The sequence below is a fragment of the Vulcanococcus limneticus LL genome (genome assembly GCF_002252705.1).
Taxonomy (GTDB): domain Bacteria; phylum Cyanobacteriota; class Cyanobacteriia; order PCC-6307; family Cyanobiaceae; genus Vulcanococcus; species Vulcanococcus limneticus.
Genome location: NZ_NQLA01000052.1, coordinates 1 through 19,061 on the forward strand (window position 1 = coordinate 1; position 19,061 = coordinate 19,061).

The 19,061-nt window shown below is 56.0% G+C and carries 23 protein-coding genes; 6 read left to right on the forward strand and 17 right to left on the reverse strand.

Annotated elements, in window-relative coordinates; all coding sequences use genetic code 11:
• Positions 1–528 precede the first annotated feature (528 nt).
• Positions 529–1,716: a ferrochelatase gene (gene hemH, locus CJZ98_RS14770; protein WP_094591891.1), complete on the forward strand. Its 1,188-nt coding sequence runs from the start codon at positions 529–531 to the stop codon at positions 1,714–1,716.
• Between the two features lie 7 nt (positions 1,717–1,723).
• On the opposite strand, the gene CJZ98_RS14775 is transcribed toward hemH, so the two are convergent.
• From CJZ98_RS14775 to CJZ98_RS14790, 4 genes are read right to left on the reverse strand one after another with little or no spacing between them, the layout of a single operon-like run.
• Entirely contained in the window at positions 1,724–2,515 is a 792-nt protein-coding gene (locus CJZ98_RS14775) for a phycoerythrobilin:ferredoxin oxidoreductase (RefSeq protein WP_094591892.1), read from the reverse strand.
• Complete coding sequence (locus CJZ98_RS14780) at positions 2,512–3,219, reverse strand: 15,16-dihydrobiliverdin:ferredoxin oxidoreductase (protein WP_094591893.1); 708 nt, start codon at positions 3,217–3,219, stop codon at positions 2,512–2,514. The genes CJZ98_RS14775 and CJZ98_RS14780 overlap by 4 nt, the downstream gene beginning before the upstream one ends.
• A 24-nt stretch (positions 3,220–3,243) precedes the next feature.
• Positions 3,244–3,825 (reverse strand): phycobiliprotein lyase, encoded by a 582-nt coding sequence (locus CJZ98_RS14785; RefSeq protein ID WP_094591894.1) that lies wholly within the window; start codon positions 3,823–3,825, stop codon positions 3,244–3,246.
• Between the two features lie 50 nt (positions 3,826–3,875).
• Entirely contained in the window at positions 3,876–4,130 is a 255-nt protein-coding gene (locus CJZ98_RS14790) for a hypothetical protein (protein ID WP_094591895.1), read from the reverse strand.
• Between the two features lie 360 nt (positions 4,131–4,490).
• Between CJZ98_RS14790 and cpeB the strand changes: the two genes are divergently transcribed.
• The 3 genes from cpeB to CJZ98_RS14805 all read left to right on the forward strand — a co-directional run bounded on the left by cpeB (position 4,491) and on the right by CJZ98_RS14805 (position 6,355).
• Complete coding sequence (gene cpeB, locus CJZ98_RS14795; protein ID WP_094591896.1) at positions 4,491–5,051, forward strand: class 1 C-phycoerythrin subunit beta; 561 nt, start codon at positions 4,491–4,493, stop codon at positions 5,049–5,051.
• Positions 5,052–5,111: 60 nt separating this feature from the next.
• Entirely contained in the window at positions 5,112–5,606 is a 495-nt protein-coding gene (cpeA, locus tag CJZ98_RS14800) for a class 1 C-phycoerythrin subunit alpha (protein ID WP_094591897.1), read from the forward strand.
• A gap of 128 nt (positions 5,607–5,734) precedes the next feature.
• Entirely contained in the window at positions 5,735–6,355 is a 621-nt protein-coding gene (locus tag CJZ98_RS14805; RefSeq protein WP_094591898.1) for a HEAT repeat domain-containing protein, read from the forward strand.
• A 19-nt stretch (positions 6,356–6,374) separates the two neighbouring features.
• Here the strand turns inward: CJZ98_RS14805 and CJZ98_RS14810 are convergent, their stop codons facing one another.
• Positions 6,375–7,268, reverse strand: coding sequence for a HEAT repeat domain-containing protein (locus CJZ98_RS14810; protein WP_094591899.1), 894 nt, complete (start codon positions 7,266–7,268; stop codon positions 6,375–6,377).
• Between the two features lie 78 nt (positions 7,269–7,346).
• On the opposite strand from CJZ98_RS14810, the gene CJZ98_RS14815 reads away from it, so the two are divergent.
• Positions 7,347–7,772: a DUF2656 family protein gene (locus tag CJZ98_RS14815; RefSeq protein ID WP_094591900.1), complete on the forward strand. Its 426-nt coding sequence runs from the start codon at positions 7,347–7,349 to the stop codon at positions 7,770–7,772.
• Positions 7,773–8,191: 419 nt separating this feature from the next.
• Positions 8,192–9,496, forward strand: coding sequence for a HEAT repeat domain-containing protein (locus CJZ98_RS14820; protein ID WP_094591901.1), 1,305 nt, complete (start codon positions 8,192–8,194; stop codon positions 9,494–9,496).
• Here CJZ98_RS14820 and CJZ98_RS19155 read toward each other — a convergent pair.
• The 12 genes from CJZ98_RS19155 to CJZ98_RS14880 form a co-directional block, all read right to left on the reverse strand.
• Entirely contained in the window at positions 9,486–9,797 is a 312-nt protein-coding gene (locus CJZ98_RS19155) for a CpeR family transcriptional regulator (RefSeq protein ID WP_094591902.1), read from the reverse strand. The genes CJZ98_RS14820 and CJZ98_RS19155 overlap by 11 nt on opposite strands.
• 27 nt (positions 9,798–9,824) lie before the next feature.
• Entirely contained in the window at positions 9,825–10,424 is a 600-nt protein-coding gene (locus tag CJZ98_RS14830; protein ID WP_094591903.1) for a chromophore lyase CpcT/CpeT, read from the reverse strand.
• Positions 10,425–10,443: 19 nt separating this feature from the next.
• Positions 10,444–10,977 (reverse strand): phycobiliprotein lyase, encoded by a 534-nt coding sequence (locus tag CJZ98_RS14835; protein ID WP_094591904.1) that lies wholly within the window; start codon positions 10,975–10,977, stop codon positions 10,444–10,446.
• Positions 10,978–11,288: 311 nt separating this feature from the next.
• A complete protein-coding gene (locus tag CJZ98_RS14840; protein ID WP_094591905.1) occupies positions 11,289–12,029 on the reverse strand; it encodes a phycobilisome rod-core linker polypeptide in 741 nt (246 codons plus the stop codon).
• A gap of 63 nt (positions 12,030–12,092) precedes the next feature.
• Positions 12,093–13,715 (reverse strand): phycobilisome rod-core linker polypeptide, encoded by a 1,623-nt coding sequence (locus CJZ98_RS14845; RefSeq protein WP_094591906.1) that lies wholly within the window; start codon positions 13,713–13,715, stop codon positions 12,093–12,095.
• A gap of 143 nt (positions 13,716–13,858) precedes the next feature.
• Positions 13,859–14,740 (reverse strand): phycobilisome linker polypeptide, encoded by an 882-nt coding sequence (locus CJZ98_RS14850; protein ID WP_094591907.1) that lies wholly within the window; start codon positions 14,738–14,740, stop codon positions 13,859–13,861.
• A 174-nt stretch (positions 14,741–14,914) separates the two neighbouring features.
• On the reverse strand, positions 14,915–15,610 hold the full coding sequence (locus CJZ98_RS14855) for a pentapeptide repeat-containing protein (protein WP_094591908.1): 696 nt from the start codon (positions 15,608–15,610) through the stop codon (positions 14,915–14,917).
• A gap of 139 nt (positions 15,611–15,749) precedes the next feature.
• Complete coding sequence (locus tag CJZ98_RS14860; protein WP_157911018.1) at positions 15,750–16,397, reverse strand: globin family protein; 648 nt, start codon at positions 16,395–16,397, stop codon at positions 15,750–15,752.
• Positions 16,398–17,012: 615 nt separating this feature from the next.
• A complete protein-coding gene (gene cpcA / locus CJZ98_RS14865) occupies positions 17,013–17,501 on the reverse strand; it encodes a phycocyanin subunit alpha (protein WP_094591910.1) in 489 nt (162 codons plus the stop codon).
• 38 nt (positions 17,502–17,539) lie between these two features.
• Positions 17,540–18,058, reverse strand: coding sequence for a phycocyanin subunit beta (locus CJZ98_RS14870; RefSeq protein WP_094591911.1), 519 nt, complete (start codon positions 18,056–18,058; stop codon positions 17,540–17,542).
• Between the two features lie 148 nt (positions 18,059–18,206).
• Complete coding sequence (locus CJZ98_RS19570; RefSeq protein ID WP_094591912.1) at positions 18,207–18,548, reverse strand: transposase family protein; 342 nt, start codon at positions 18,546–18,548, stop codon at positions 18,207–18,209.
• 144 nt (positions 18,549–18,692) lie between these two features.
• Positions 18,693–18,953 carry a hypothetical protein gene (locus tag CJZ98_RS14880; protein WP_232756508.1) on the reverse strand — a complete coding sequence of 87 codons (261 nt, stop codon included), beginning with the start codon at positions 18,951–18,953 and terminating at the stop codon, positions 18,693–18,695.
• Between the last annotated feature and the right edge of the window lie 108 nt (positions 18,954–19,061).

Sequence of the window (19,061 nt, forward strand, 5' to 3'; positions counted from 1 at the left end):
GTCAGCTGTGGAGCCGATCGCCTGAGGTGCGCGGCCCACCCCAGCTACGCCGGGGTGGGAGTGCCGGGGGAATTACACCACTGAAGGGGACGCCAGCTATCAGCATCAGAAAACCGAATGGCGTACAGCGACTCTGTAGGGCTGCAGATGCCGTGGTTCAGATCCATGCCGTTGGCGTTTCTGTCGTACCACGTTGTCATCCCCAGCCAGTCGCCATCGAAGCTGGCTCGCATGAAGTCCCACTGCCGATCAGAACCTGATCTGGTCTGTTTGGATAAGCCCTCCTCGTCCATGAGATCATCCTTGGTTTTTGACTGTCCCATTTTGGCAGGCTGATCGACGCCTCTGATGAATGCTTGCCCCTCAACTCCTGCAGCTGCAAGATGATTCCTTCTGGCAGTGGGCAGTGCTTGTCGTCATCCCTGCTGCAAAGCCATGGCTGCATTTCCTCGGCTGATAGTCCCGTCAGGGCTCACTGTTGACCCCAGATCCGGTCGTACCATGAAGGGATAGCTGGATCGGTAGGCCATGTCCAAGGCGTGCGGCAAGGTCGGCGTGCTGTTGCTGAACCTCGGCGGCCCCGAACGGATTCAGGACGTCGGCCCCTTCCTTTACAACCTGTTCGCCGATCCGGAGATCATCCGGCTGCCGAACCCGGCCCTGCAGAAGCCCCTGGCCTGGTTGATCAGCACTCTCCGGGCGAGCAAATCCCAGGCGGCTTACCGCTCGATCGGTGGCGGCTCGCCCCTGCGTCGCATCACCGAGCAACAGGCCCGCGAGCTGCAGAGCAGCCTGCGCCAGCGCGGCATCGAAGCCACCAGCTACGTGGCGATGCGCTACTGGCACCCGTTCACCGAGTCGGCCGTGGCCGACATCAAGGCCGATGGCATCGACGAAGTGGTGGTGCTGCCTCTCTATCCCCACTTCTCGATCAGCACGAGCGGCTCCAGCTTCCGCGAGCTGCAGCGCTTGCGCCAGGCCGATCCTGCCTTCGCCCGTCTGCCCATCCGCTGCATCCGCAGCTACTTCGACGACCCCGGCTACGTGGGTGCCATGGCTGGTCTGATCGCCCGCGAGATCCAGGCCTGCCCCGATCCCGCCAGCGCCCATGTGTTCTTCAGTGCCCATGGCGTGCCCAAGAGCTACGTGGAGGAGGCGGGTGATCCCTATCAACAGGAGATCGAAGCCTGCGCGCGGCTGATCATGCAGCGCCTGCAGGACGATCTGGGCCACGGCAATCCCTTCACGCTCGCCTATCAGAGCCGGGTGGGGCCGGTGGAGTGGCTCAAGCCCTACACCGATGACGCCCTGCAGGCCCTCGGAGAGGCCGGTGTCAAGGATCTGGTGGTGGTGCCGATCAGCTTCGTCAGCGAGCACATCGAGACCCTCGAGGAGATCGACATCGAGTACCGGGAAATCGCCTCGGAGGCCGGCATCAGCAACTTCCGGCGCGTCCCGGCGCTCAACACCACTCCGGCGTTCATCGAGGGCCTGGCCCAGCTGGTGCAGCACGCCCTGGAGGGGCCTGAGGTGAACCTCGATCAGGCGGCGGCATTGCCCCGCCGGGTGAAGCTCTACCCCCAGGACAAGTGGGCCTGGGGCTGGAACAACAGTTCAGAAGTTTGGAACGGCCGGCTGGCGATGGTGGGTTTCTCCGCTTTCCTGGTGGAGCTGATCAGCGGACGGGGCCCCCTCCATGCCATCGGCCTGCTTTGATCTCGGACTATGCGGGGTAGTGACGATCCAGATCAAATAACACCTCGTGGATATAAGCTTCGGTCCACTCGGCACCGTGGAAGCGGCTGAGCATGCCGCGCGCGGGATCCTTCTCTGCGCGGTAGTGGGTGTAGCGCCGTTGGCCATCAAGCAGAAACCTTGAGCGCTCTTCTGCTACCGGTTGTGCTGCGCGCACTAGATCAACGTAGAGATTGAGGTACTCAGCAAAAGCATCGAATAGAGTGCTGCTGATTAGTGCATCTGAAGATTCCCCCAGTGGCAGGCGAGCCCAGAGGAATGCTGGAGAGAAGTAAGGCTCTGCTTCTGCAGGAATGGGTCCACCATGGGGCAGGAGTGGTTTCCAGCGCTCAAAGATGGGCAGCAAACGATTCCAGACAGGCTGGGTGTGAACTGGATCGCCACGGTCGACCGGTTGCAAATCCAACGCCAGCAGGTGTCCGGAGGGCAGGGTCACGAGATCGGCGCCGAAGAATGGCAGGTCGTACCGGCAGCTGGGGTTGATCACCAGGTTGAGAACGGAAGCCGCTGCTCCAGCTTCCACACAGGCAGCCCTCACCTGGCGCAATTTCTCGGTTTGACACGCCCAGGTGGCAGTGTGAACTGCTACGGGTTGGGCCTTGGACCCAGTGGCTCCGGCTTGCTCAAGAAATTGTTGGGGTATCGGGTAGGCGATGGGGTTGAATTGCTGAAGCACCTTGACCGCGTGCTCCAGGAAGGGCTGCCATCGCCAGTTCGAAACATTGACGGGTTCAAGACTGTTGGAACGGGAAGAGGTCATGGCTGACGGCTTGCGGGGAACAGGAACTCGTGCAGAAAACGATCAGACCAGGCCTTGCCGAAGTGGCTGGTGAAGAGTCCGTGGGCTGGATCGCGTTCAGCGCTATACACGTCGTAATCCTGCTGCAGGCGTTGAACCTCCTCAGCGGTGATCTGTGAAGTGCGATGGTTGGCAGCGGCGCTGAGTTGCCAGTAGCAGTCAAGAAAGAGTGTAAAAGCACTGGGCAGTGATCCCTGAGCCTGCTCAGCCCCCCCACGGCAAAAAAGCAGCCATGGTGAAAAATACTGGTGAGGATCAAAGGAGCGCATCGCCTCGGCACCGTGCAGATCTGGGTAATGAGTGATTAGCTCGCGCAGCCCTTGATAATAACGATCCAGGTAGTCTTGATCTTGCACCAGTGGCTGAAAATCGAGCACGGCAACCAGTTTTCCGCGGGCACCAAACCAGAGAAGATCGATGCCCAGCAAAGGCTGATCATTGGAGAAATCAGGATAAGCCACGGAATTGAGCACCTGCAGGCTGTCACCGGCATCCAATCTGGTCACGCGCCAACGCCGAAATCCTGGCACCTGCCACAGCCAGCTTCGAATCACGCTCTGTTGCTTCTGAGATCGACATTCGACCAGCCCGTCGGGCGGTGGCAGGGGATGGCCCCCCGACGCTTCCAATCTGCTGGTTAGTTCCTGGAGAAAGGGATCAAACATCGTCGAGCGCAGCAGTTCAGCAGTTCAGTGGGTCAGGGACACGAGACGGGTGGCCAGGGCCTCGGCACTGGCCCGAACCGCTTGAAGATCCTCAACGGATGGGCAACGCAGCTCCGTGCAATAGGTGGTCATTGACACACCATCGAGGCACTGCACCGAACTCACCCGCATGCGCACCTGATCTGTCACAAACCAGCAGCGCTCCGTGCCCACATTGCTGTCGTAGCGGGTCGTCACCGTCATCACACCATCAGGGGAAAAGACGTATTCACTGAGCACCGGCTGTTTCTCCACATAGCCCTTGTCCCGCACCAGGAATCCCCGGGATGGATCGCCTTCGATCGGAATGTCAATGACTACAGCGGCCTGGTCTTCGGTTCGGGCCAGGGGCTTGAGATTGCTCTCCCACCAGAAGCGAGCTCCTCCAGCGGCCAGACCTGGGTCAATGTCGAGGGCCTGGCAGATCTGCTGCACAGCAGGGTCAAAACAGCTGAAAGGCTCGATCACGAGGTTGGAATCGCCAGATTCGTCGTCCTGATGGTCGAGGTGATGGACAGCTCGACGGGTCAGCCAGACCCCACGACTGGCCTCCAGGAACTCACGCATGGATTGGGCAGGCGCCATGGTTGCAGAGGCAGCAGTGAATGGGAGCAGGGTTAGGCCAGCTCAGCGATCTGGAGCTGGAGCTGGGCCAGAACGGACTCGATCCTCTGAAGCTCGGGATGCTGGGACAGGGTGAAGGCCACCTGCTGCTGCGGCATTTTCAGCTTCTGGCCCATGCCCGTGACGTCGCTCACAATCCGATCTCGGAACGCCATGAGCTGCTCAATGGCCTCCTGCAGCTCCTCGCGGCTCGGAGACGGCTCAGCAATGGCGTCGGCCGCGACCGGGTCAAAACTGGCGCTGGACATGGTGGAAGCTCACTGGCGTGCCTCAGCTTATTGGCGAGCTGTCCTGCAGACACCAGCCCTCTGAGCACCGGCCGCCAATCCGGAACAAAAAATGAAGAAGGCGGTTTCCTCTGGCAATGGCGCGCGCCATCTCCGCCCACCGCCTCCCAGAAGCACTGCGAGCACTAGAGCCAGGGAGTGCCGGCGACCGGGATCACGAAAGTTTGCGTGATGCATCGGATCGGGGAATGGCGAGTGGGGATGGCCGTAGTTTTCCTGGGTGCTCAGGTGACGAGAGCGGAAATCACTAGTCCCTGGTGGTTCGCGCCATTGGCTTCAGCCGATACTCGACCAAGCATCCCCCCCCCTGTCCCGACCCCCATGCTCGACGCCTTTTCTCGCGCTGTCGTCAGCGCTGACGCCAAAACTGCTCCGATCGGTGGCGGTGAGTTGGCCGCTCTGCGTAACTATGTGGCTGAAGGCAACAAGCGTCTCGACGCTGTAAACGCCATCACCAGCAATGCCTCCTGCATCGTGTCCGATGCCGTGACCGGCATCATCTGCGAAAACACCGGCCTGATCCAAGCTGGTGGCAACTGCTACCCGAACCGCCGCATGGCTGCCTGCCTGCGTGATGGCGAGATCGTGCTGCGTTACATCAGCTATGCCCTGCTGGCCGGCGATGCCTCCGTGCTGGATGACCGCGCCCTGAACGGCCTGAAGGAAACCTACATCGCCCTCGGCGTGCCCCTTCAATCGGCTAGTCGCGCTGTGGCCATCATGAAGGCTTCTTCTACGGCTCATATCAACGAGACCAACACCAGCGGCACCAATCCTGTTGAGACCCGTTTCCGCAAGATGGAAACCGTGAAGGGTGATTGCTCCGCCTTGGTTGCTGAAGCAGCCTCCTACTTTGACCGAGTGATCGGCGCGCTGAACTGAACAAATTCAGGCATCAATCCTGATCTTTAACAACACAACCCTTTTCTGTTGAGACCCACGATGAAATCTGTTGTAACCACTGTGGTGACCGCCGCTGATGCTGCCGGTCGCTTCCCCTCTCAGAATGACCTTGAGGCCGTTCAGGGCAATATCCAGCGTGCTGCTGCACGCCTGGAAGCTGCTGAAAAGCTTGCCCAAGGTCTGGACAAAGTGACCAAGGAAGCAGGTGACGCTGTCTTCAGCAAGTATCCGTACCTCAAGCAAGCTGGCGAGGCAGGTGAGAATCAGACCAAGGTGGACAAGTGCTACCGCGATATCGCGCATTACCTGCGCCTGATCAACTACTCCCTCGTGGTCGGCGGAACCGGCCCCCTGGACGAGTGGGGCATCGCAGGCGCCCGCGAGGTCTATCGCACCCTGCGTCTGCCGACGGCTGCCTACGTGGAAGCGCTGACCTTCACCCGCGACCGCGCATGCTCCCCTCGTGACTTGAGCCCCCAGGCTCTGAACGAGTTCAAGTCCTACCTGGACTACGCCATCAATGCGCTCTCCTGAGCCTCATTCTTGATGCTGCCATCCGGGGGCCGCAAGGCCCCCTTTTTCATGTCTTGTTTCAGGCTTTCCATCGGCGGGTCGTGGCGGTCTAGGTTCCACTTCCCAGCCTCAAAACAGTGACTACTTCAATGCCGCACCCCCCCGATCTCGATCAACTGTTTGCAGATCTTGCCCATCCCAACCCCTACATTCAAACGCGTGCCTTCACAGCTATGGTCGAACACTGGCCAGACGAAGCAATCCCGCGTTTGATCGAGCTCCTGGATCAGCCGGATGTGTCTCTGCGACGTGCTTCTGTTCGGGGGCTTGGGGCCTTCGGCGCACGCTCGATGCAGCCGATTGCTGAGTGCTTCAGCACCAGTAGCGATGACACGGTGAGGGCAAGTTGCATTAAAGCCTATGCCCAGTTGGCTTCCAACTACGCAGGCCAAGCGTTTACTGAGCAGGCCATGGCGGTTTTGCGTGAAGCCCTTGATGATCGCTCACCTGTGGTTGCGGTCGCAGCCGTCATGGCGTTAGGTCAGGTGGGTCGCCAAGCGGTGCCTCTCTTGCTGCAGGTGAGTCGCGGTAACAATCCAGCTCAAGGAGTTGCAGCGGTCAATGCGTTGGCACAGATCGATCATCCTGCTATTGAGCCAGCCTTACAGCAGCTGCTTGATGACCCGGCAACTGATGATTACGTGCGGGAGACTGTGAGCTCGGCCCTGATCAGGATCGAGGATCTAAAAGCCCGTCAACACGGTAGCTGACTTGGCTTGAGGATCAAGATCAGATCCTTTCGAGCTGGCTGATGGAAACTCGTAAAACGGCCGTCACATCTGGTTCGTGCTCGCACTGGAGGTGCTCGCGCAGGGCTGGTAACGCGTCACTTGCTTGAAGCTTCATCAGTGAAAGAGCTGCGTTCTTGCGCACCTGGCCCGCTTGGTCATTGAGGAGCGGGATGAGGTGTGGTGTTGCCCAACAAGAATCATGCAGCTTGCCGAGCAAGGTGGTTGCCTCGGCCCGCACATCGACATGCTGATCGCTTAGTGCACGAATCAGGAGATCTCTTGCGGATTCATCCCCCTGAGCCTGGATTTGATCGCCCAATGCAGCAATTGCAGCAGCTCTGATCTCCGCATGCTCGGAGCCTGCGGCCTCGCGCAAAGCTTCAGGGGCCCGCGCGCCAACAAAAGCAAGCCCCCAACTGGCCAAGCCCAGCTGCATTGAACTGCTTTTGGGGTTGATCAGGACACCCAGGAGTGCATCAACGGCTTCCGCGCCCAGTGCAGCCATAGCACCCACGGCAGACCCCTGAACCACTGGGTCAGGGTCATGCAGGAGGGCCTTCAGCAGGACTGGCAAAGCCTGTGGATCTTCGATCAGCGTGAGGGTCTTGGCGGCAGCACGCCGCACCGTGACATTGTCGTGGCCTTCAAGGGCCTGGCAAAGGGCTGGCACGGCTGCTTTGCCAACGACCCCGAGGCTTTCGGCGAAGGTGAGTCGCATCAGACCACGCCGGTCGCCCAGCCCCGCCACCATTCTTTCAATGCTGCTGCTGTTGGCATCAGGCACCTCTCCACACCGGAGCTGGTGCTTGAGCTCCTCCGCCAGTTGGCTGGCTTCCTCTTCGCTCAGTTGGAGGGGTTGCCCACTGATCGGCGAGCATTGGCTGGCATTCACGGCTGCTGGCTAGCGGGTGGAAGCATTATCGAGTTGCATTGGCGACCGCCTAGGGTCGTTGTAACACACGGCATCGGCATGACCTGCTTCGTTCTGTCCCATAACCTCCAGGTACAAGAGCCGGGCGTACCGCCCTTCAACGCGGTGGACCTTGCAGCAGGGTTGAAGGCCCACGCTTCAGGGATTGTTTCGGCAGAGCCGCTGGATCATCCCCATTGGCTCATTCGCATCGAATCGGAGCTGGCACCTGCGGATCTGGCCGTTGACTTGATCCAGGCATGGCGGGGGTTTCGGCGGGCCTGCGGCCATACCGATGGGCATCAGTTGCTGGCACTTGGAGGGCGCAAGGACAGTCCAAGCTCAGCTGGTTCTCCCCTGACGCTGGGAGCCTGGGGTGTGGATGTGGTGGAAACGATGGACGGCCCAGCGTTTTTGCGCGCTATCGGCTGGGAGGCCCTGAAGCAGGGTCGTCCTGCCGATGGCGTGTTCGCGATGCAAGGCTGATTAGGAGCCACGCGACCGACGCTGCCTCGTTCCAGCAACCCGAGGCTGTTTCTCCGTCGACACCGCTGCAGGGGGGGTCTGGTCTTGAGGGGCTTGAGTGCTTGTAGCCCCCTGAGCGGAAACATTCTGCACCCCTGCTCCTTGGTGATTGATGAGATCCAGTGTGCGACTGAGTACTTCGTAAGGCACGCACAACTTTTGTGGTGAATTCAGCCTTGCACCCTTGCCAAGGCTCAATTTGATCACAAAGGAGTTGGCTAGGAAAGGCCCCATGTTGGCAGGAACAACGCTGTCCCATCGTGCACCAACATCAAGCAAACCGTCAATATATGGAAGATTCTTAACAAACGGCCTGCTTGGGCGACCTGACCTGCAATGGTGCTAGGTGTGAATCTAGTGTCCGTCCTGCAGCGCCATCCGTGAGCCGTTTCGACAACATTCATCCTGGCCTCACCCAGCAGGAGGCTCTGCGGATTTTAGAACAGCCTATTGAGGCACTTGAATCGGCCAGCGATTACTACATGGCGGCCTCCCACCTGATCAATTTTCCTGGAGACTCCACCGAGAAAGCCCTCCTGCAACTCCTTGCCGTTGATTCCGTAGAGCAGCCCATCCGTCTAGCCCAGCGTAAGGCGGTGGAGGTGCTTGGTCGTCTGAATGCTCAACAAGCAATATCGGCTATCGGTTATTGCCTCAAGAGTGAAGATCCCTACCTCGTTGAAAATAGTGCCTGGGCTCTTGAGCAATTGGGTTGTATGGATTCAATGTTGCATCAGGTGATGATCGATTGCCTGGCTGATCCTGCCCAGAATCGTCGGGTATTGATCCAGAGCCTGGCTGGATTAAGGGTTCGCTCTGCCCTGGCAGCGATTGAAAGCCTCCAGAACGATTCCAATCCTGGTGTGCGCGGGGCAGCTCTGTGTGCCATTGCCCAGCTATCAGGTCAGCGTGATCAGCTACTTGCCCTTGAAGACCATCTCACTCTGCCAAATCAGATGGATCGCCAGTCTGCTATCCAGGATGTGATCAATGCTGGTGCTATCAATCTTCTCCCGAGTGTCCTCCAGGCTCCGGTTTCCCCCGTATTTCGGATGCGTGCTCTTAAGGCTCTCTGGCCGGAGAGTTCCACGTCTTGTGAGGGCATGGTATTGACAGAAACGCTTGATGCCTTGGTGCGCGATGATCCAAGTGCTTTGGTGTTGGTGCATCGCTATGACGATGAGCCTGACAATGCATTCCTGATCCAGGAGTTTTTTGGAACTGACTTCAGCCGATGCTATCTGGCACTTCAGACACTGCGTCAACGGCCAGCTGAGGCTCTCTGGCCGCTGTTGCGGCGAGGCTGGCTCGAGGATGCGCATAACGATTATGGTGCGCATTACTTTTTTATTCGACTTTTTGGTTCCCACAAACAATGGCCCATGGAAGCCATGGCGTTGATTACAGAGTGGCTCGTCGAGGCGGTTGATAACCAAAGGCCGCAATTCGTCAAATCAAAAGCTGCAGCACTATTGGCTCTGGCCTCATTAGATCCCCTGCTGTGTAAGCGGCATCTCAGCCGATGGCAAGATGTCGATCGCACGCCCTGGTGGGAATGCCGCTACGCGGCAGCAATGGCTCAAGAATGGATCGATTCTGGCGAAGATAGTAATGTGATCAATGGCAATGAAAACCATCCCTACGTGCAGGCTCGTCTCCAGTTGTTGCGGGCCATCAGTGGTTAATTTCCGCATAACGGGTGCTCTTGCCTCCACGGCTGGCCCAGTACTGGACAAGTTCTTCTCCGCCAGGCCTTGGTATAGAGGCCACAGCTCTCAACACTTTGAATGATCGGTTAGGTCCCATTGGCCAATTTCCCACGGCGCGCACTTCCCTCACATGTCCACCACAATCCAGCATGCACTGCTCGAAACGTTCCATTTGCGATTGGTCAACAGTTTCAAAGATGAAGTCTGTGCCTAGGCAGATCAAATGCTGCGATCGGATCCACGCCTTCAGCAACTTATGAGCATCATTTGTGCACATCACAGCGTATCTTCGCGGCTCATCCTGCTATGTTTGCAGCCAGCTATCGTCTAACTGGTCTGCAAAGGATTGAATTCTTGCAAAATGTAGCATCCCATGCTCTGAACCCCAGATCGGGGCGTCAGTGAGTGGGTCAAAGCCACGATCTCGACTGCTCCAACGGTCCTGATTGAGCTGCACTTCGCTGACGAGATAGGTGAGTTTCCCATCGCGGGGAATCAAACAGTTTTGACCCGGCTCAAGCTCACCAAGGTACGATCCAGGCTCAACGCATCGAAAATGCATGGCGCACCCGCATCGCTCGATGAGGGCATTGGCATCAATCGACTGGAGAAGTTCAGGATACAGCCCAGCTCCGGCGGTCCGTTCCGGCTGGTCAAGCCCAAAATTCTCAACAATGTGAACATCATCACATCGGCTCAGGCGATGAACTCCTTGTCGGTATGGGCGCCACGGATCGTGGTCGTAGCTCTGTTCAGAATAAATGCCCGGTGCACGGAGCACCTCCCAGGGGAGAGGCATGAAGAAGATATTAATGCGCGCGAATTTTGAAGGATCTTGCTGAGCTTGATCAAGGTTGCTATAATGGCCGCAAAGAGTTTTGGCGAAGAGAAGAGAGGGGTCCACGGCTAGAACAGCTCTTGTTTTAGAGAGTAAGTCGCCGGACTTCTGACGAAAATGAAGTCTGTAGAACACCAGATCCTTCCGAGGTTCTCAGCACCGAAGAACGACAGCGCACATGTTCTGATACGAACCAGATTCTCTCCTCTGCGATGGATTGCCCGTAGCGCGTTGTGAGTGTAAACGTGCCATCGGAAAGAAAGCAATATTTGCCGATAGCTTGCTCAGGTTCGGCATACCCTACACTGCGAAGCAAAAACCCTTCGTCTGCATTTGTCGCAAATGGAATCAGCACACATGACCCCTGACTGACAAGCGATGGATCATCAGGCTCCCAGTCACTTTCTGCGCTCCACTCCATAAAAAAAGGTGAGCAAGGCTTACCCTCTGGCTCATCAGCTGTTGCTATCAGATCGAATACCTGTGGATCGTCAAGTGAAAGCCGCTTGATCGTGATATGGCTCAGTACTTCCTCAAACTGCCGAAATGCAAGCGAGTGGCCGCTTCTCATACAGCGCCAATTCCCTTCGCTCTGCAAGACAAATGTTTCGAGATTCATTCTTTACCTCGATTTCGAAGCGTCAGATTCAACGTTCGCCTTTCTGCAGAGCTTGAGAATTGTGTACCATGTAAACCATAGACTCCACCATTAGGGCCGTAGCCATGGAAATGCCACTCCCTGAATGGCCTACAGGCTTTTCACATGGGCCCTTTTTCTGAATGTATTGGCGCGGCGATAGAGGCATTTGAGTTGTCCTGAGCAGAATTCGATGGCGATTGAACCTTGGGAAAACAATCATTCCCAACTATCCAGCCGTTTACTGACGCTACTGGGAAAGGGGGCCTGGATTGACTCCAGGCCCGTGGTCGTTAAGTGTTTGCAACAGAAAGGATGCGTCCGCCTCGTTTCTGGATGCCTTGAATCGCTGTCGTCAGGGAACTGTAGGGAGCGATCGATGTCTGCACGGAACGGCGACGCATGCCCACTGGGTTCGCAGTGGTCCAGGTGATGGCGTAACGCTTGCTGTCTCGATTTCCAGGACCTGGGACCTTGCTGCCAGCAAAGAGTGCAGTGCCGGTGCCAATGCTGCTCAGAAGCACGGACTGATGGCTTCCGTCAAATCCGGCGAAGCCGTTGCCAATGGCCTTCGAACGGACGTAAGTGGCGTTGCTTTCACCGATTTGGCTTTGGCTGCCGCGCATGTTTGGTACATCATCGAGCCCAAAGGCGTCGATGTATTCCACGCTGAAGGTGTAGCTGTTGATTTCAGCTTCATAACCTTCGTTTGCAAGTCGCTGCACATGCTCGCTAACCTCAGCTTGATTGCGGGGTGCGCGGCCTAGGAGGTGCTTGAAGTTGAGCTCCACGAAGCGATAGGGTCCATTCTTGTCCAGGAAAAGACGGCGGTAGCTGTCTGATAGGGCAAGGGCGGTCACCAGCCCCTGGACGTTGAGATCGCCGTTGATGTAAAGGCTTTCTGCAGTGGCGCTACGATCTTCCTCCATCAGATGGGCATTGCCGAACACCTGGCGGTAGGCCGCACGGATAATGGCTTGTGCCGACTCTTGACGGAGACTGGCATCAGCTGTAGCGATTGTAGCTTCAGGCATGGGTGGAGACAGAGTGAATGTTTTTGAGTTGGCGAGAACGTAGTCTTGATCGCCTTGTAGCAATCAGAGCACTTCAGTGATCGAGAGGATCCGACCACCTCGGCGATGGACATAACCGAGCTGGCTGGTCATGTCTTTCCCTGAGACGAGATAGGTCGCATTCGGCGTGCGCTGCCGGCCTCCAGCAGGCTGGGCCTGAACGACAATCCGATAGCGCTTGCCTGTTGGCTCGGTGGTGCCAGCGTTGGCACCGATGCGGTTGATCCTTTGCGACGTGTTTGACCAATTGCTGGGCACCGTATTGGTGGCCACCGACATCACCAGATTCGATGCAGATTGGACTGTGTCGCTCGATGCATAGCCCCCTGCCAGCGAAAGATGACGGTTGAATGCTAGCTGGGAGCGACCTTGTTCTGAGCTGATACGAACAAACGGAATAGTGTTCTCGCCAAACAGATTCTGGTATTCATCGCTATCAATATAGCTGTTGATTTCGGCTTCGTAGCCTTCGTTGGCGAGTCGTTGGATGTGCTCGCTTACCTCTGCTTGAGTGAGTGGAGCTCGACCCAGAAGATGTTTGAAGTTGAGCTCCACAAAGCGATAGGGCGCGTTGCTCTCAAAGAAGCGGCGCCGGTAATCAGGAGAAAGAGCAACTGCACGTACAAACTCACGCGTGTTGAGCCGACCCTCCGCGAACTGGCTCTCTGCTGTGAGGCTCCGCTCGCTTTCCATCAGATGGGGGTTGCCCATCACCTGGCGGTAGGCTGCACGTATCAGCCCTGCAATTTGATCAGCGGACTCACCACCGCTGCGCTCAAACACCTCCTGATCTCGTTGGCCAAGACCGAAGCCGACGTAAAGATCGCCGCGCATCGGTGCGGAGTCACCCCCATCGGCATTGATCCGCCTGACGGGCTCAAACATCCCACGGGTACCTACCGCCAATGATCGATTCACGCTGCCTGCGTTTCCAGACCTGTAGACTTGAGCCGGGACCTTGATCGAGAGGCTGTAGCCTCTTGCAAGGTTACCCAATAGCTGACTCTTATTCCCCACAGCGGTATCACTTCCTGCGAAGTTCTGCTCAAGAGCCGCCATCCGGTTGAAGGCAGACTGTGGCTGACCCAGTGGAGAATTCCAGCTGGTGGGATAAGGAACAGTGTCCTCACCAAATGTCTGCAAATACTCATCGGAATCAAGGTAGCTGTTAATCTCACCTTCAAAACCAGAGGTGGCAACCGTTTCCACATGGGCACTGATCTCGGCTTCGTCCTGCGGCGGGCGACCGAGTAGATGCTTGAAGTTCAGTTCAACAGCACGATGCGGAGACACCGCATCAAAATAGCGAGAGCGATAAAAACTTGATAGCGCAAGGCGGCGCACGAATTCACGAACGCTGATATCTCCATTGCGGAGTTGCGATTCGGCACTCAGCAGACGCTCACTCTCCATCGGCTGAACATTGCCGAATACTTGGCGATAGGCAGCAATCACCGCAAGCTGATAGGACGCGTTATCGCTGGCTGTGAACGCCCCAGGATCGTTTAGGTCTTGCTGGTTTCTGTATCGATCATTGCTCGTTGCTGCTTCTGTAGCCTCATGGTTCAGCCTTCGCGAAAACCTGGCAGGTGCGTCTAGTAATTGAATGGCACCAAATCCAAGTGCAGGAGATTGATTCATTGACATTGCTAGGGATGAATGAGGGACGTGGTGTGGTCGTCCTGACATTTAACAGTCTTTTAGATCTGCCATAGTGCTGGCGTGGATGCTCAGAAGTCTGTGGACATTCATGAACAAGAGCGCTGATCTCTGCCTGCACTCGGAACTTTTCAAACCGGGGTAATACTAGCTATTTTCCCTCCCTCACGATGAATGCGCTGATACTGCTCTGATAGCTTGTTGTAGGGAACAAAATAGACACGATTAGACTTCGTGTATCGGGAGACACGCCGCACATTATTTGCACGGTATGCTGTGACTTCAACCCGATAGACCTTTCCTTCTTGCCCTGCGCCAACGCCACTGCGAGTAGCGGCATCGCCGAGGTTTGGTGATGGGCGGAAACTCCATCCCTGTGAATCGATCGATGATGGTGCTACCACAGGGAGTGGGCGGTTTTGGTAGGCTGCTCCGCCCAGCCGACTCTGGATCCCGGAGAGGTTTCCCTTCAGGCTGCTGCTGCTGTTTCCCCGCAGTAGCTGGAACGACCATGTGAATTCCTGGAGAGTGGCGCAGGATTCAGTCCTCCAGCCCCGCTGGTACGGAACTGTCCATTCACCAAAGGTGTTCTGGTATTCATCAGAGTCGACAAAACTGTCGACGTCTGATTCATAGCCGCTTGCATCAAGTCGCTCTGCGTGGCGGCGCATTTCCTCAAAGCTGGCAGGCGCGCGCCCAAGCAGATGGCGAAACGAGAGTTCAATATATCGGTATCGGGCACACGCATCAAAAAAACGTGAGCGATAGAGTTCACTTTTTGCAATGGTGCGCACGAATTCACGCACGCTGATCTCGCCTAATTTGAATTGTGATTCGGCAACCAGCTGGCGCTCGCTGTCCATGACATAAGCATTTCCGAGGACCTGCTTGTATACAGCACGAATCAGAACTTCCTTGGCGGCGTCATCATCCCCAGGCACAAGCTCCTGGGGGGCCTCGCAGTCTTGAGCGAAGCGTTCAACACCGAGAATCGAGGCGGGGCCGAAGGGCATGGGTGCGTTGGCGAAACCTCACAATTATCCGTGATTTATCGGCCAAGCTTGCAGGTTGCTTTATGAAACTCAACTCCTTCTGACTGACCGCACTCTCCAGCTGCTGTCCTCTCGTCCTTTGGTCGCCCTGATTGGCAGTGCAGCGGCGGCCTCGCAGTCTTTGTTCGCTTGACCTCAGCACCGAAGCGACTCCAGAGAGGCCCGGGTTGTCGTACGAGTGAATGGGTTCCAGCAATCAAGCTCCGTGTGTGGCCGTGATAAAAGGTTTATAAGCTGCTCAGAACTGATCCCAGTGGCACAACTAAAATCGGCCCCCTGAATGCTTTCTGCAGTATCGATGGATGTGTTAATGAAGTTAGTTGTGCGTAAATCTGCCTGATTCAATTGGCTACCCGTAAAGCGCGCTCCTTTGCAGCTGCACCCCTGTATTCTGGCAAAGCGAAGATCGGCCCCCACAAAGTTTGCACCATCAAGCACAGAGCCGCTAAGGTCGCAACCACTGAGATAGGCCCCCATGAAACTACTCCCACTGAGGTCCATCCCCCTTAAGTCGGCACCATTAAAAAATGCACCGTTAAGATAAGCCTTGGGTCCGACTGCTCCAGATCTGAATTGATTAAATCCTTCGGGAAACTTGCTATTCATATCATAACGAGCTAACTTGAGATCACAGCCATCAAGCTGGCAGCCAGAAAGATCGGAACCTCTTAGATCTGCTCGGCACAGTTTAGATTCTCTTAGGTCTAGAGGAGGTAGAATTCGATGTGACCAACGAGCTCCGCGTGCATCAAGCGGCACCTGATAAACCACATCAGGTTCGCATGTCTCTGGGGGATGCCACTGCTGTGGATTCTCTGGCAATAAATTCATCTTGAGTTGGGATTCGGGATGGTTTGGATGTCCGTTCTGTTAACGCTAGTTCTTTTATGGCGTTTGTATTTTAGGACTAAACTGCGCTGGCAGAATGTATGTTGAATATCTTGATCGCGTGATTGTGGCTCTTGAGTCGTTATTCACTTTTTGGATCTAGCGCAGAGATCAAGTCGTTAAACGCATTTTCAGCGTCAAAGCTTTCACTCTCATAGCCTGATCCTCGAAGACTATTGACTGAGAGAATCTTTAATTCTGATAAGACGTACAAGAGTGCTTTTACTGGTACTCTCAAAAACGTATAGAGTTCCAATAATGCCTTCATGCCTTCTTTATCGGTGATTTCTGTGCAATTACATGCTACTCCGTAAGTCACTACCCTCATAAACTGCTCGCAGTCTCTCCAGCACGCCATGGCTCTATGCTCAGGGAAAAGCTCTCCTCCTTGCACTATCAACCCTGGTTGTTTATATAGCAATGATGCTCTCGCTCTGGCAATCATCTTTGGTGACTTGTCGATTAGTTCGGCAACAGCTCTTTCTGAGACTTTGCAAATAGTGCAGATATGCTCTATTTCATTTAGACTCAGTGCGCATCGCGCTGCATCTGCAATCACGATAATCTTTCGAACTTCCATAGGTATAGTTTCTCTTGCGCCAAGCCCACATACGTTGGCTTGCGCGATAAGACGGCTAATCTCCGCTTTGTATTCCGTTTCTGTTGTCATAAAATAGAGCCAAGTGGAGTTGCGGACAATGTATCTTTTCGGTCCAAGTAGAATGCCCATATAGTCGACTCGCCTAATCCATAGCAGCGATCGCATGCAAGACTGGCAAGCTCGGCCACTATACCGATTGCTTCCAAGAGCGCTTGAGCTTCTTTTTTACCAGATACGAGAGCGGTCCGAATAGAAGAGCCTACGACCCATGTGAGTTGTGTCTGTATTAGATCGCTATCACTATCTTGGCATGCAACGAGTAAATTTGCATTATTATAATGAGCCATAAAATGCGATCTCCAAAGGGATATGTCGTCACTCCTAAGGTCAATGCGAAGATGAATATCTCCCGATTTGTATATGATTTCCGCGCTTTCTCCTGCTTGTCTTATCAAGTTTATGATCTGCTCGGGCTGCTGGAACGTCATGCTCTTGTCAAGGAGAAGGGGGTGGGCGATGCGGGCTTATATCTGCTTATATACATGATGTCGAATAGCCAATGGGGAAAATTCTTCCTTTAAATACCACTAGCTAAATCTTATGGCTTTGAGTATTTATGGTTGACTGGGTTGTATGTATTCATTGCAATGATAGCTTCTGAGCTGCAGACTCTTAGCTTTGGCTTGCAAAAACAAAGGGCCCCCACATTGGGAGCCCGAGAATGCAACAATTGATTGCATGCAATCAAACTAGGGCGTTGATTGCATAGTCCAAGTAGTTATTGGCTTCAGTGGCTGGCTCGCCAGAAAGTCCATGATTAGCCTTGATATAATTGAGGGCTTCAACGTACCATGAAGGAGACAGCTCAAAGGCGCGGTTGATTTCATCAATGCCGGCAATCAGATACTCATCCATCGGCCCAGTACCACCGGCCACAAGGCAATACGTAACCATTCTCAGGTAGTAGCCGATATCACGGCTGCATTTTGCTTTGCCTCGCGCATCAGCAGCGTAGTTGGCACCCTGCATCTGAGTGGTGTAAGGGAACTTGCTGTATACGGCTTGCGCAGCACCATTGACAAGACTATCTGCATTCTCGGTTAATCCCTTTGCTGCTGCAAGGGCGCTCTTGGCACGGTTGTACCGACCAAATGCCGAGTTGATCTCCGTGTTGCTCAGAAAGCGTCCTTGGGAATCGGCTGCTGAAACAGCTTCGGTGAGAGGGGTCTTCATGGGAGTTGCTGACTAAAGAATTAGTTTTTGCTTAAAATTCAGGCTACTGCCGCAGCAGCGCGATCGAAGTAGGTACCGATCTCGCTCATCAGTGCAGAGCAGTCGCCGGCGGTGATGCCATTGCGATCGTTGGCGATGGCGATGGCGGCGTCTTTCATCTTGCGCACGCCTTCGGCCACGGAAGCACCGGGAACGCCGAGGGCTAGGTAGGTCTCACGCAGGCCGTTCAGGCAGCGGTCTTCCAGCACGGAGGCGTCGCCGTTGAACACGGAGTAGGTGATGTAGCGGAGGATGATCTCCATGTCGCGCAGGCAGGCAGCCATGCGGCGACTGGTGTAAGCGTTGCCGCCTGGGGCTGTCAGGGCAGGTTGTGCCTCAAACAGGTCGCGGGCCGCGTTGGTGACAATCTTGGACGCGTTGGAGGTGATGCGGTTGACAGCATCCATCCGCTTGTTGCTTTCGGCGACCATTGCCGCGAGGGCGTCGATCTGGCCAGCGTTGATGAATTCGCCACGGGCATCAGCCTGGGCAACCACCTTTGTGAAGGCGTCAAACATTGGGGGGAGGCTCCTGTTCTCGACTGGGTCAAGGGTGAAGAGGGGAATGCGCGCCCTGCCGGCAGAGCGAGCTACCAGGGGATCACGGCACCAAATCGAGCGAGCAGGCCGAAGTCCGCCTCACCGCTTGGCCCATATATTGTTGACCCTACCTATGGCCCCCATCAGCAGCGCTTAACAAACAGTCATTGGCAGGCTCTGATCGCCTGCGCTGCAAGGCCTCTGCAGGATGAGAGCTGGTTGCGAAACAGCCCGAAGCGGGGCCCATAGGGGCCTTGTGTGCTCCAGAGAACAGCGCGGAGCCGAATGCCTGGTGATGCCGTTTGGCAAAACGCTCCAGATCCCTGGCGCTGCGGCAGCCGCTGAGGATGCCCAGGATCGCCATCAACAACAGCAGCCAATGGGGATAACGCACCCCTCGGCGCTTCCGCCTCTCCGGTAAGGCCTGAAGAAAGGCGATCAGATCAGCAGTGGCAGCGGGGTCGGCCAACGGACGGGAGCAGTCCCGACAAAACCGGCACCATCATGGCCGCACCAGCCCCCCCCTATGACGGACTTTCAGTCGGCCCTGGGGTGAAGCACACGCGATTGCTGCGCTTGTTGCCCGGTGACAACTACGTAGGCGGCCGCCTACCTAATTGTCGCCGTGCAGCTTGTGCAGGCGGAAGTTGTTGAACCCGGTGATCTCCACCCGGAAGGTGCGGCCCTCTTCGCCAGAACCCACATCCTGAAGGGTGACGCCATCGCTGGCGACCTTGCAGAAACCGGCGGCATTGGAGCCCTGAGCCACAACGGGCATGGGCTTCTCGGCATGCACCGCGGGATTCAGGCGGGACTGGTTCTTGAGGATGTCGCCCTTGATGGAGGCGCCGGCACCGCGGGCCAGTTGCAGCATGTAGGAGAACTGCCAGGGCTGCCTAAAGGTCTGTCCATGTGGCTCTTGCGAGGCCTGTCAGCATTGGGTTTGGTCAGCGGGATTCCTCCCTTCCAATGGCCGAAACCA